The sequence below is a fragment of the Thalassovita taeanensis genome (assembly GCF_900110775.1).
Classification (GTDB): domain Bacteria; phylum Pseudomonadota; class Alphaproteobacteria; order Rhodobacterales; family Rhodobacteraceae; genus Litorimicrobium; species Litorimicrobium taeanense.
Genome location: NZ_FOEP01000001.1, coordinates 170,921 through 183,553 on the forward strand (window position 1 = coordinate 170,921; position 12,633 = coordinate 183,553).

Genomic DNA, 12,633 nt, shown 5'->3' on the forward strand with positions numbered 1-12,633 from the left:
CAGTCTTGCCCCGGACCGTCAAGGGGGGCAAGGCCTGCAAGGCACAATGAGACGGAATAGTCGAAGGGGCAGAATATTGGCGCGCGGCGTAGTAAGCGGATTTGTCTGGGGAGCGGTTTTTGCCGTGGTTGGGGTTGGTATGGCCTCGCTTATTGTTGGCACGATTGATGCGCCGCGGCCCGAAGCCGAAGCCGTGGATGTGCCCGCCGGGTCGGGTTTCGATGGCGCGCGCGAGGATAAAGAGGCCGACCTGCCGGGGGCTCAGCCGGTTGAAACGCCAGCCGCCGCACCGCGCGCCGAAGCGCCGGGGCTGGACGATCTGGGACCGCTGGATAAAGCTGATACCTTGCCTGCGGGTCTGCCTGAAACCGGCAGTCCCGACAGCGGCCTGACAGCGCCCACCGAGAATGGCAACAGCCCCGATGCCCCCGCCGGTGCCGATATGCCGGTGCAATCCGACCAACCGGGCGCCGCCCCACAGGCGCCGGTGCCGGATGCGGATCTTTCGATCTCGACCGAACCTGCGCAGCCCGCGCCGCCCGCGCAACCTGAGGACAGCGGCTTTGCGCAGACCGCCCCCCCGAACGTCACGACCGACGAGCCGGTGCAGCCGGTTCCGCCAAAGGCCGAGCCGATTCCGGTGCCTGTGGTGATCGTGCCTTTGCCTGATGATCAAGTGGAACAGCCAGCGCCCGAAGATGCCACGCCGGATGCCGAAGAAGGCGCGCCGCCCGCGCCACGAGCCGGGGAGGCCGTGCCGTTGCCATCGGTGACGGACCCGGCCGCGCCGGATGAGGCACGGCCGCGTATTGGCACGCCAGTCGGTACGCTGACAGACCGGGCCGAGACGGCACAGACCGCGCCAGTGGTGATGACGCCAGCCACGCCGTTCGAAACCTATGCCGAGCCGTTTGCCAACCCCGAGGGCAAGCCTGTGATGGCGATTGTCTTGATCGACCGGGGGGACAGCAAGATTGGGATCGAAGCTCTGTCGAGCTTTCCCTATCCGCTGAGCTTCGCGGTGGATGCCACAAGCCCGATGGGACAGGCCGCAATGGCGCGGTATCGTAAGGCCGGGTTCGAGGTTCTGGCCCTGTCCGACATCCCGTTGGGCGCCACGCCTGCGGACACGGAAATGCTGCTGCGGGCCACGCTGCGCGAGCTGCCCGAGGTCGTGGCGGTGATGGAAGGCGATGGCTCGGGGCTGCAGTCTGACAAGGCGGTTTCCGATCAGGTGACGGGCATTCTGTCCGAGACAGGACACGGATTGGTGTTGTTTCCCAAAGGGTTGAATACGGCGCAGAAGCTGGCGGCGAAATCCGGCGTGGTGGCGGCGACGGTATTCCGTGACTTTGATAGCAAGGGACAGAATGCTTCGTCTGTGCGGCGGTTTCTGGATCAGGCGGCGTTTCGCGCCGGGCAGGAAGAGGGCGGCGTGATCATGGTCGGGCGGCTGCGGCCCGAGACGATTTCCGCACTGCTGCTTTGGGGCCTGCAGGACCGGGCGAGCCGGGTGGCGCTGGCGCCGGTTTCGGCTGTGTTGAAAGAGGTCGTGCGTTAGAGCGGGGCTTTGACGTCACGCCACTGACCGGGGGCCAGACCGTCGAGCGACCAGTCGCCGATGCGGGCACGGATCAGGCGCAGGGTGGGGAAGCCGACAGCGGCTGTCATCCGCCGAACCTGCCGGTTGCGACCTTCGGAAATCGTCAGCTCAATCCAGCAGTCGGGCACGGATTTGCGCACACGGATCGGCGGAGACCTGTCCCAAACCTGTGGATTTTCAATGCGTTGCGTCTTTGCGGGGCGGGTGGGGCCGTCTTTGAGGGCGACGCCTTGGCGCAGGTTTTGCAGGGCCTGATCGGTGATCTCGCCTTCGACCTGAACCAGATAGGTCTTTTCCTGCTTGTGGCGCGGGTCCGAGATCCGGGCCTGTAGCTTGCCGTCATCGGTCAGGATCATCAGGCCTTCGCTGTCGCGATCAAGGCGGCCCGCCGGGTAAACCTTTGGCACGTCGATGAAATCTGACAGGGTTTTACGCGGAGACCCTTCGGTGCCACGGTCGGTGAACTGTGACAGCACATCATAGGGTTTATTGAACAGGATCACACGGGTCATGCCTGCGTCCTAGCCGGTTTTGCGGAGCGCGAAAAGGGGGCTGGGGGCGCGAAACCGGCATGCACAGGACATGCACATCTCATGCACATGCGATGCAGATCGCGATGCTGGGTGGGGGCGCTGCCCCCGACGTTGAAAATCCAAGGAATTTTCAACGCCTCCCCCGGAGTATTTTGCTCAGAAAGAAGCCCGAGGAGTCGGGGGCGTGGGTGTGGTGCGTGCCCGGTGGTGGGGCTGAGCGCGGGGGCGGTGAAAGGATCGCCCGGCGTCGCCGGGCCTTTGGTCGCGGTGTCTGTCAGCCGTTGCCATTTCCGGTGAAGCGCGCGGCGTCGGCGGCGGCGCGGCGGATGGCGTTGGATTTATGCACGGTCTCTTGATACTCGGCCTCGGGGTCGCTGTCGTAGACAACGCCGCCGCCGGCCTGGATATAGAGTTTGCGGTCTTTGACGATGGCGGTACGCAACGCGATGCACATGTCCATGTCGCCACCCGCGCTGAAATAGCCCAGACCGCCGCCGTAAACGCCGCGCTTTTCCGGTTCCAGCTCGTCGATGATCTGCATGGCGCGCACTTTCGGGGCGCCGCTGACCGTGCCTGCGGGCATGCCGGCGAAGAAGGCCGACAGGGCGTCTTGATCGTCGGCCAGTTCGCCGGTGACGTTCGAGACGATGTGCATGACGTGAGAATAGCGTTCGATGATGAATTGCTCGGTCGGTTTGACGGTGCCGATTTTGGATACGCGGCCGGTGTCGTTGCGGCCCAGATCAAGCAGCATCAAGTGTTCGGCCAGCTCTTTCTTGTCGGCCAGCAGGTCAAGTTCGAGGGCTTTGTCCTCGGCCGGGGTGGCGCCGCGCGGGCGGGTGCCTGCGATCGGGCGGATTGTGACCTCGCGGTCGAAGACGCGCACGAGGATTTCGGGGCTGGCGCCGACCACCTGAAAGCCGCCGAAGTTGAAGTAGAACATGAACGGCGACGGGTTGGTGCGGCGCAGGCTGCGGTAGAGTGCGAAGGGCGGCAGCGGGAAATCCTGCGTCCAGCGTTGCGACGGGACCACCTGAAAGATGTCGCCGGCGCGGATGTAATCCTTGGCCTTTTCGACGGCGGCCATATAGCCGGATTTGGTGAAGTTCGACACTGGCGTGCCGGGTTCAAGGGCGTCGCCCAGGTCGCGGGTGGCTTGCGGCAGGGCGCGGTCGAGGTCGCGCAGCGCATCCATCACCCGTTCTGCGGCTTGGGCATAGGCGGCGCGGGCGGATTGACCGCCAGAGACCCAGGCGGGGGAGACCACGGTCACCTCGCCCTTGACGCCATCGAGTACGGCCACGACTGTGGGCCGCAGCATCACCGCGTCGGGCAGGCCGAGCGGGTCGGGGTTGACGTCGGGCAGGTGTTCGACCAGCCGGATCATGTCATAGCCGAGGTAGCCGAACAGGCCTGCGCTGGCGGCGGGCAGGTCTTCGGGCAGGTCGATGCGGCTTTCGGCGATCAGGGCGCGCAGGTTGTCCAGCGGGGCGCCGGGCTGATCTTCGAACGCTTCGGTATCGAAGCGGGCGTTGCGGTTCAGGCGGCTGGTGGTCCCGTGGCTTTGCCAGATCACATCGGGTTTCATGCCGATGATCGAGTAGCGGCCGCGGACCTCGCCCCCGGTGACGGATTCGAGCATGAAGGCGTCTTTCTGGGCGCCGGTCAGTTTCAGCATCAGCGATACGGGCGTATCGAGGTCGGCGGCCAGCCGGGCATAGACGACCTGATGTTCGCCCGCCTCATAGGCGCGGGCGAAGCTTTCGAAGGTGGGGGTCAGTTCCAACGGTTCGTGTCCTTAGCGGAAGTTCGCGTGCACCGCGTTGAGCGCGGCCTGATCGAGCGAAATCCCGGCGCGATTCTGAATGTCGCGGGCATAGGCGGCATAGATGTCCTGCGCGATCCCGGCCTCGGTCTGGTCGGTGAGCGAGGCGGTCAGGGTCTCGACCTCGGGGTTGGTCATGTCGGGGGGCAGGATGTCATCGAGGCGGACGATCACCACGGCCTCGTCGCCGCTGATCACGGTGACATCGCCGGGGGTCATGCCGAAGACCTGCGACAGGAAGCCGTTGGGCGTGCCGGGCATGAACTGATTGCGGGTCACGTCGGTTTCGATCTGCGCGGTCAGGCCGAGGGCGGCCATGTCTTCGCCTGCGGTCAGGCGGGTGAGCAGCGCGGTGGCCTGTTCGGCCAGTGCCTTGGTGGTTTCGGCGGCGGTCCAGCCTGCGATGGCATCGTCACGCACGGTGTCGAGCGATTGCAGTTGTGGCGGCAGCTCTTCGTCGAGGCGCAGGGAGACGATGCCGCCGTCATCGAGATGGATCACCTGCGGGTAGTCGCCGGGTTGCACCGCAAGGGCGGCGTCGCGGAAGCCGGTGTAGGCGGCGATGTCTTCGGGCGCGCCATCGAACCAGTCGATCTGGGCGACGGTCATGCCCGCTTCGGCATGCAGTTCTTCCAATGTGGCGCCGCCGGCCAGCAGGTCATCGACGGTTTCAGCGGTGGTTTCGATCTGGCGGCGGGCGCGGTCGGTGGCGAGTTCGTCGCGCAGGTCATCGCGGACGTCGTCATAGGCGGTGGCTTGTTCGGGCAGCACGCCGTTGACACGGAACAGGGCCGGGCCGAGCGTGGTTTCAAACGGGCCGACGATATCGCCAACGTCGGCGTTGAACACGGCGCTGGCCTCGGGGCCGAGATCGGCGCGGGAGACGTCGCCCATGTCGATATCGGACAGCGAAAGGCCGCGTTCGGCGACGGTGGCCTCGAAATCGGTTTCTTCACGCTCGATCGCGGCTTTGGCGGTCTCGGCGGTGGTCATGTCGGGGAAGGACAGGCGTTCGACAAGGCGGCGTTCGGGTTGGTTGAACTCGGCGCTGCGGGCATCGTATTGCGCCTGAATGTCAGCCTCGTCGACCTCGACCGTGTCGAGCAGCATGTCGGGCGACAGCCACGCATAGGTCAGTCGCTTTTTGGCGGGCGTGGTGAAGGCCGGTTCGTTGGCAGCATAGTAGGCGGCCAGTTGATCTTCGGTCGGGGCGGGCAGGGGCGTGGTCAGATCGTCGGGGGTGATCTGAGCCCAGACAAAACCGCGCCGTTCGGCGGCATAGGCCACCAGCGTGTCGACAAAGGCGGCGGGCACGGGCGCGCCCTTGATCACGGCACCCTGAAGGATCGCGCGGGTGGTGTCGGCGCGGATCTGCGCCTCGAATTTGGATTCGGTCAGCCCGGCTTGGGACAGGGTGAACTTGTATGCCTCGCGGTCGAAGTCACCGGCGGGGCCTTGAAAGGCGTCAATCGCCACGATCTGACGGCGCAGGTTTTCGTCACCGATTGACAGGCCCAGCGTTGCGGCCTCGTTATCCAGAGCGGCCTGACCGATCAGGCGGCCGAGCACGTTTTTATCCAAGCCGAAGGATTGCGCCTGTTCGAAGGTGATCGACTGCCCGGTCTGGGCCTCGATCGCGCGGATGTCTTCTTGCAGGGCGCGGGCGTAATCGTTGATGTCGATTTCCTGATCCCCGACCGAGCCGATGGTGCGGACGTTGCCCGACAGGTTGGTCACGCCAAAGCCGCCCAGACCCAGAACCAGAAGGCCCATCAGGCCCCATACCAGAGTTTTTGTTGCGCCGCTCGCCATGGTCTTCGCCTCGCCGGGTCGTTGAAAAATGTCGCCCGTGTCTACGACGAGTGCTGGATGGGGGCAAGGGCCGAGCGCAGGCCCGAGAGCCTGTCAAACAACTGTCCGATCCCCGCCCGGTCGATATTGGCAAAGGCGATGCGCAGCTGACGCTGACCTGCGGGGTCATCATGAGGCATGAACATGGTGCCGGGCAGGGCCAGAACGCCCGCAGTGCCAACCATCGCCTGCGCCAGATCATGCGACGAGCGGCGGAACGGGTGTTGAATATAGGCGAAATAGGCGCCGACCCCGAGCAGTTTCCAGCCGTCATGTTCGAGCGCGGGAAAGCCCTGTTCGATGGCGGAGCGGCGATCAAGGATCTCGGCCCGTTCACCGGCCAGCCATTGGCCGAGGTTGCGCATCCCCCACAGGGCGGCGTGCTGCGCCAGCTGGTTGGGGCAGATGGTGACGGTATCGAGAAATTTCTCGACCTCGGCCAGGCGCGCGGGCGAGGCGATCATCGCGCCGACCCGGTGGCCGGTCAGCCGGTAGGCCTTGGAGAAGGAATAGAGCTGTATCAGCGTATCGTCCCAGTCGGGATCAGTGAACAGGTCATGCGGCGCGCCGGTTTGGCTGTGAAAATCGCGGTAGGTTTCATCGACGATCAGGGCAATGCCTGCGGCGCGGGCGATATCACGGAAGGCGGCGACCAGATCGGCGGGGTATTCGACGCCGCCGGGGTTGTTCGGCGTGACCAGCACGATGGCCTTGGTGCGCGGGGTGATCAGCGCCTGCGCCAGATCGGGGTCGGGCAGCAGCCCCGATCCGGTGGGCAGGGCCACGGCGCGCACGCCGGTCATGTCGAGCCACATTTTATGATTGAAATACCAGGGGGTTGGAAGAATAACTTCATCCCCTTCGGTGGTCAGGGTCATCAGGGCGGCGCAAAACGCCTGATTGCAGCCCGAGGTGATGCAGACGTTCTGCGCGGCGATCTCGCCGCCGTATGCTTCGGCAAACTGGCTGGCCACCTCGGCGCGCAGCTCGGGCAGGCCAAGGACGGGGCCGTAAAGGTGCGCCTCGGGCAGGGTCAGGGCGGTTTCGGCGATTGCTTCGCGCAGGGCCTGCGGCGGCGGGTCGACGGGGGCGGCCTGACTGACGTTGATCAGCGGACGCTCGGGTGGGAACGAGATGCCATCAAGCCAGCGCCGCGCCTCCATCACAGGAGGAGAGAATGTGGTGGCAGTACGGGGCAAGGGCATGGTCAGTCTCGGAGTTGTTGTGCCAAGCGACGCTAGCGCCGTGGCGCGGGAAAGGGAAGCCCGTGCGCGCCCCTATCGCGACAGGCGCGCCGTGACCTGATAATAGAGGTCGACCGCGATCCAGGAGGTCACGAACACCAGCCCCGTCAGCAGTTTCTTGTTGGATTCGTACGGGATGAAGTGGGTAAAAAACACGATGAAGGCCGGGTGCACCAGATAGATGCCAAAGGCGGTGGAGCCGAGGCGCGAGGGCCATGTGGCGTTGATGTGCAGGCCCATGAACACCTCGAACAGGATCACGGCCAATGTCAGGTAGACGATTGGCAGCTCGGCGCCCATGCCGACACCGATCGCGCAAATGAACACCAGAAAGGAGGCATAGTAGATCGGCGTGCCGCGCCCGCGCAGCAGGCCATAGAGCAGGGTCGGAAACACCGAGGACCATTGAATGAGCGGTTGCGGCAGTTCGGCCGTCAGATAGAGATAGAGCGCGACGCAGGCCGTAATGCTGCAGATGATCCAAAGCGCGGCCTGTGCGGCGATGGTGCGCGGCACCAGCGCGATCACATAGATCAGCGGCGAGACCAGCAGCATGAACGGCAAGAACCACAGGTGCAGCGCCGGGCCGATCAGCAACGACAGGGGGTTGGTCAGCCGGAACGTGGCGGCGGGGCCATCCAGAAGGGTGAACAGCGCCAGATAGATCCCGCACCAGATCAGCCAGGGCACTAGGATGCGCTGCAGGCGGCTGATGGCAAAGCGGCGAAACCCGTGGCGCGCAACCGAGGCACCGGACAGGGCCACGCTGAGCAGGATGAACAGCGACAGCGCGGTATTGCCCAGCTGCGCCCCGGTCCCGCCAAGATGCCCCATGACGATAAAGATCATCGCAAGGAAGCGCAGCAGCTCGAGCGATTGGCGTTTTTTCGTGCGGGGTATGGCTTGGCTTGGCATGGCTGTGCCTTGCGTGGTCGTCATTGCAAATGTGTCGTCCTTGAATAGTTTATTCAGCGGACGCGCTGCAAAGCCGAGCCGCGGTATCAATCCTTGCCGCGATAGGGTTCAACATATTGCAGCGCCATGTCCCATGGGAAGAATATCCATGTGTCCTGACTGACTTCGGTGATAAATGTGTCCACCTGAGGGCGGCCCTGCGGTTTGGCATAGACTGTTGCAAAATGCGCACGCGGGTAAAGCTTGCGCACCAGTTCCAGGGTTTTGCCGCTGTCCACCAGGTCATCCACGACGAGGATTCCGGTGCCGTCGCCCATGATCGTGGCGTCGGGGGCCTTGAGCACGCGGGCCTCGGTACGTTCCTGATTGTTGTAGGATTTGATACTGATGGTATCGACGGTGCGGATATCCAGCTCGCGCGCGACGATCATCGCCGGGGCCATGCCGCCACGGGTGATCGCCACAACAGCACGCCAGGCGCCATCGTCGGGGCCGTGGCCATCCAGCCGCCAGGCCAGCGCCCGGCTGTCGCGGTGGATCTGATCCCAGCTGATGTGGAAGCCTTTTTCATGCGGCAGGCGGTCGGTCATGCTGGTCTCTCTTTTGTCTGTCTGTTCTGTCGTGGATCGGGCGATCAGCTTGCAGCGATCTTGAGGCCAAGGGCGGCAAGAAGGGCGCCGAAGCTGCGGTCGATCACGGATTTGAGGTTAATATAGCTGGTTCGGGTGCGGTCGAGTGAAAAAATCCGTGCGACAAGGATATTCCACAGGGCTTCGTTCAGAAACACCACGAGCAGAAGTGCGGCGAAGACCCATGGCGCGGTGCCCGGTGGGACCGTGCCGATGAAGATCGCCGAAAACAGCACTGCCGGTTTGGGGTTGGCCAGCTGCGTCAGCAGCCCCTGCCGGAAGGCCGCGCTGGCCGAGCGCGGCAGCTGCGCGGCTTGTGACATATCAAGCGGCGCGTCGGCATTGCGCCACATGCCCCAAGCCATATGCAGCAGATAAGCCGCTCCCAGCAGTTTGAGCGCCCAGAGCAGGACGGGCGCCGCCTGAAACAGCAGCGCCAGCCCGAACAGGGCGGCGGCGGCCCAGATCACCGCACCCGCCCCGATGCCCATGGCCAGAAACGCCCCGGTGCGCAGCCCCTCGGTCAGCCCGGTGCGGGCGGCCATCAGAACGGCGGGGCCGGGGCTGATCGCGGCCATCAGATGCAACAGGGCAACGGCGAGGAAGGCGGCAAGCGTCATTCCTTGCGGCCTGTCACCACATCAATATCAGGCGCGTCGACGGCTTTCATGCCCACGACGTGATAGCCGGCATCGACATGCAGGTTCTCGCCGGTGACACCCGAGCCAAGATCAGACAGCAGGTAGAGCGCGGATTTACCGACATCGTCGATGGTCACATTGCGGCGCAGGGGCGAGTTCAGCTCGTTCCATTTGAGGATATAGCGGAAATCGCCGATGCCGCTGGCGGCCAGTGTCTTGATCGGCCCGGCGCTGATGGCGTTGACGCGGATACCGTCCTTGCCCAGATCCTCGGCCAGATATTTCACCGACGCCTCAAGCGCGGCCTTGGCCACACCCATGACGTTATAGTGCGGCATGACCTGCTCGGCGCCATAATAGGTGAGGGTCAGCATCGAGCCGCCTTCGGTCATCAGCTTTTCGGCGCGCTGTGCGACGGCGGTAAAGGAATAGCAGCTGATGTCCATCGTCATCAGGAAATTGTCGCGGCTGGTTTCGATATACCGCCCGCGCAATTCGTTTTTGTCGGAGAATCCGATGGCGTGGACCAGAAAGTCGATCTTGCCCCAGGCCTGTTCGAGCTGGGCAAACGCCGCGTCGATCGAGGCCGCGTCAGATACGTCGCAATCAATCAGCTGGGTCACGCCCAACTGCTCGGCCAAGGGGGCCACGCGCTTGCGAAACGGCTCGCCCATATAGGTGAATGCCATTTCGGCGCCGGCGTCGGCGCAGGCTTTGGCGATGCCCCATGCGATCGACTTGTCATTGGCAAGCCCCATGATCAGCCCGCGTTTTCCCGCCATCAATTGGTTCGACATTGCGTATTCCCTGCCCAAATGTTCTGTCAAAATCCTTTAAGCGATAGGCGGTGGTGCATCAAGGGCGGGTTGAAGCGAACGCTTTACAGGCGCATCGTCTAGGGGGAAACTCTTTTAAGATTCCCGCTTTAATCCGTCGGCAGCTTGCTGTAGCGGATTTTGATCATAAGGTAAAGAAATGAGCGATCGAACAGAACTGTTTGCGGGCGACGACCCTTTCGAGATTGCCCGGCGCTGGTTGACAGCGGCCGAGGCAGCAGAGGTGAACGATGCCAATGCGATTGCGTTGTCGACGGTGGATGCGGCAGGTCTGCCCAATGCGCGGATGGTGCTGCTGAAGGAAATCGAGGCGGAAGCGTTCGTGTTCTACACCAACTATGAAAGTGCCAAGGCGCAGGAGTTGGATCAAGCGGGCAAGGCGGCATTCGTGATGCACTGGAAATCCCTGCGGCGTCAGATCCGGGTGCGCGGGCTGGTGACAAAAGAGCAGGGACCGAAGGCGGATGCCTATTATGCGTCGCGGTCGCTCAAGAGCAGGCTGGGGGCTTGGGCCTCGCAACAGTCGCGGCCGTTGGAGTCGCGTGCGGCGTTGATGGCGGAGGTAGCCAAGGTGACGATGCGTCATGGGCCGAATCCCGCCAGACCATCCTTTTGGGGAGGTTACAGAATCACACCGCTTGAGATTGAGTTCTGGGCAGACGGGGCGTTTCGCTTGCACGACAGGTTCGTGTGGCGGCGTAAGACCTTGGAAGAAATGTGGGAAATAACCCGGCTAAACCCGTGACACTCGCGTGACGTGAAATGCAAATGATTGAAAAAATTTCAATTTTTACCTTGCATGACCATGTCGCTTTGTCTCATGAAAAGCCGGGGGAGTGGCGATCTTGTGGGTATGAATGCTGTGAAGAATGATGTGAGCGGCACCCGCAGAGTGTTTGGTCAGGTGAAATGGTTTGACCCCGTTAAAGGGTTTGGGTTTGTAGTCGCCGATGATGGCGGTCCGGACATTCTGTTGCATGCGAATGTATTGCGCAACTTTGGGCAAAGCTCGGTTGCGGATGGTGCGAAGATAGAGATTGCGGTTCAGGAAACGGACCGTGGAATACAAGCAACCGAAGTGTTCGGGGTAGAGCCGCCTGCGGGCAGCGATATCGTGACACTCGCTGATTTCGAGGAGATCGACCCCGAAATCATTCGTGCAGCCCCGTTGGAGCCTGCACGCGTCAAGTGGTTCGACAAGGCGAAGGGCTTTGGTTTTGCCAATGTCTTTGGGCGCAACGAAGATGTGTTCGTGCATATCGAGGTGCTGCGCCGGTCGGGGCTTGCGGATCTGCAAGCCGGCGAAGCGGTCGGCCTGCGGGTGATCGACGGCAAGCGCGGGCGCATGGCCACCGAGGTCTGTGCCTGGGAAGCTGCCCTGAAGCAAATCGTAGAATGCTGAATGTGCGGCTGGCCCTTCGGGCGCTGGCCGCCATTTCTGTGCTGCTGCTTGCGCCGCAGGGTTGGGCCGCAGGGTGCCGCGATGACGCGGTGCTTCTGAAAGGTGACTGGGGGCAGGCGCGATTCTCGGTCGAGGTCGCGAACACCGAGGCTGCGCGCGCGCAGGGGTTGATGCACCGGGACAGTATGCCACGCAGTGCGGGCATGCTGTTTATATACGAACGGCCGCAAATGGTGGCGTTCTGGATGAAAAATACGCTGATTTCTCTGGATATGATTTTCGCCGACGCAACCGGGGTGGTGCGGCGTGTGCATCACGGCGCGGTTCCCGGCGACCTGACACCGATTCCCGGCGGGCGGGGGATTCTGGCTGTGCTGGAGATCAACGGCGGGCTGGCGCGGGCGATGGGCATCAAACCGGGCACGGTTCTGCGCCATCCGGCCTTCGAACAGGACACGGCCGCATGGCCCTGTGACAATTAGGGCTTTTGGCGGCCTTTTAGGACTTTTCAATTCCGCGCAGCCAGTTTAGACCCGGCCTCGGATCGGGGCGTAGCGCAGTCTGGTAGCGCATCTGTTTTGGGAACAGAGGGTCGGGAGTTCGAATCTCTCCGCCCCGACCAACTTCACCACAGCCAGAGTTTTTACAACGCATCTTTGCGATGGGTGCGGCGCGGCAGCCAGCTTCAGATTGGCGTGCCGCCGAGTTCGCGCAGAATCGCCGTGAAGCGGCGGGTCAGCGCAGGGCTGCGCAGGGCGACGAACAAGTGCCCACCTGACGCCTGTGGCACATCAATGAAAAACGACACCGCCAGAATCAGCCCGTCGGCATCGCTGGTGCTGTGAAAGCGGATCACGGTTTCGGGCAGATCGGTCAACGTGCCGTCATAGGCCATAATAAGCGAGCCTGTCGGGTCGGGCGGCATCAGGGTTCGGCACTCGATCAGCTCGGGCGTGGGATAGATCACGCGCTGCTCGGGCCGATTGCAGGCGGCTTCGACCGCCGGGGCCAGCCGGGGCGGGAAACTGTCAAAACGGGCCCTGATTTCGGGAAGGGCTGTCAGTTGTGTCGCAGGTGGCGGCGTGAAATCTGCACAAGACATAGGCAGGAACAGCAATCCGACCAGACAGATTCGCCGAAATATCATCATCTGG

13 protein-coding genes and 1 tRNA gene are annotated in these 12,633 nt (G+C 63.2%); 5 read left to right on the forward strand and 9 right to left on the reverse strand.

The features are described 5' to 3' along the window. The first annotated feature begins 76 nt into the window (after nucleotides 1-76). Nucleotides 77-1,561 carry a divergent polysaccharide deacetylase family protein gene (locus BSF79_RS00790; RefSeq protein WP_175545223.1) on the forward strand — a complete coding sequence of 495 codons (1,485 nt, stop codon included), beginning with the start codon at nucleotides 77-79 and terminating at the stop codon, nucleotides 1,559-1,561. On the opposite strand, the gene BSF79_RS00795 is transcribed toward BSF79_RS00790, so the two are convergent. From BSF79_RS00795 to fabI, 8 genes are all read right to left on the reverse strand, one after another. Next, the gene (locus BSF79_RS00795) at nucleotides 1,558-2,115 is read right to left on the reverse strand and encodes a pseudouridine synthase (RefSeq protein WP_090266907.1); all 558 of its coding nucleotides are present in this window, start codon (nucleotides 2,113-2,115) and stop codon (nucleotides 1,558-1,560) included. The genes BSF79_RS00790 and BSF79_RS00795 overlap by 4 nt on opposite strands. 295 nt (nucleotides 2,116-2,410) lie before the next feature. Further along, nucleotides 2,411-3,922 (reverse strand): anthranilate synthase component I, encoded by a 1,512-nt coding sequence (trpE, locus tag BSF79_RS00800; protein WP_090266911.1) that lies wholly within the window; start codon nucleotides 3,920-3,922, stop codon nucleotides 2,411-2,413. 12 nt (nucleotides 3,923-3,934) lie between these two features. Next, complete coding sequence (locus BSF79_RS00805; RefSeq protein WP_090266914.1) at nucleotides 3,935-5,773, reverse strand: peptidyl-prolyl cis-trans isomerase; 1,839 nt, start codon at nucleotides 5,771-5,773, stop codon at nucleotides 3,935-3,937. A gap of 41 nt (nucleotides 5,774-5,814) precedes the next feature. Continuing rightward, nucleotides 5,815-7,017, reverse strand: coding sequence for an aminotransferase (locus BSF79_RS00810; RefSeq protein ID WP_090266918.1), 1,203 nt, complete (start codon nucleotides 7,015-7,017; stop codon nucleotides 5,815-5,817). A 72-nt stretch (nucleotides 7,018-7,089) separates the two neighbouring features. Next, nucleotides 7,090-7,995, reverse strand: coding sequence for an acyltransferase family protein (locus tag BSF79_RS00815; protein WP_139246359.1), 906 nt, complete (start codon nucleotides 7,993-7,995; stop codon nucleotides 7,090-7,092). A 62-nt stretch (nucleotides 7,996-8,057) separates the two neighbouring features. Further along, complete coding sequence (gene gpt, locus BSF79_RS00820) at nucleotides 8,058-8,561, reverse strand: xanthine phosphoribosyltransferase (protein ID WP_090266926.1); 504 nt, start codon at nucleotides 8,559-8,561, stop codon at nucleotides 8,058-8,060. A gap of 44 nt (nucleotides 8,562-8,605) precedes the next feature. Beyond that, a complete protein-coding gene (locus BSF79_RS00825; protein ID WP_090266931.1) occupies nucleotides 8,606-9,220 on the reverse strand; it encodes a LysE family translocator in 615 nt (204 codons plus the stop codon). Continuing rightward, entirely contained in the window at nucleotides 9,217-10,038 is an 822-nt protein-coding gene (gene fabI, locus BSF79_RS00830) for an enoyl-ACP reductase FabI (protein ID WP_090266935.1), read from the reverse strand. Before fabI ends, BSF79_RS00825 begins: the two co-directional genes overlap by 4 nt. 178 nt (nucleotides 10,039-10,216) lie before the next feature. On the opposite strand from fabI, the gene pdxH reads away from it, so the two are divergent. The 4 genes from pdxH (at nucleotide 10,217) to BSF79_RS00850 (ending at nucleotide 12,101) form a co-directional block, all read left to right on the forward strand. Beyond that, complete coding sequence (pdxH, locus tag BSF79_RS00835; RefSeq protein WP_090266939.1) at nucleotides 10,217-10,822, forward strand: pyridoxamine 5'-phosphate oxidase; 606 nt, start codon at nucleotides 10,217-10,219, stop codon at nucleotides 10,820-10,822. A gap of 108 nt (nucleotides 10,823-10,930) precedes the next feature. After that, nucleotides 10,931-11,479 carry a cold-shock protein gene (locus BSF79_RS00840; RefSeq protein WP_090267827.1) on the forward strand — a complete coding sequence of 183 codons (549 nt, stop codon included), beginning with the start codon at nucleotides 10,931-10,933 and terminating at the stop codon, nucleotides 11,477-11,479. Beyond that, the gene (locus tag BSF79_RS00845) at nucleotides 11,473-11,961 is read left to right on the forward strand and encodes a DUF192 domain-containing protein (protein WP_090266943.1); all 489 of its coding nucleotides are present in this window, start codon (nucleotides 11,473-11,475) and stop codon (nucleotides 11,959-11,961) included. The genes BSF79_RS00840 and BSF79_RS00845 overlap by 7 nt, the downstream gene beginning before the upstream one ends. 63 nt (nucleotides 11,962-12,024) lie before the next feature. Next, nucleotides 12,025-12,101: transfer RNA gene (locus tag BSF79_RS00850), tRNA-Pro, on the forward strand. Between the two features lie 63 nt (nucleotides 12,102-12,164). Here the strand turns inward: BSF79_RS00850 and BSF79_RS00855 are convergent. Beyond that, nucleotides 12,165-12,629, reverse strand: coding sequence for a hypothetical protein (locus BSF79_RS00855; protein ID WP_090266946.1), 465 nt, complete (start codon nucleotides 12,627-12,629; stop codon nucleotides 12,165-12,167). Between the last annotated feature and the right edge of the window lie 4 nt (nucleotides 12,630-12,633).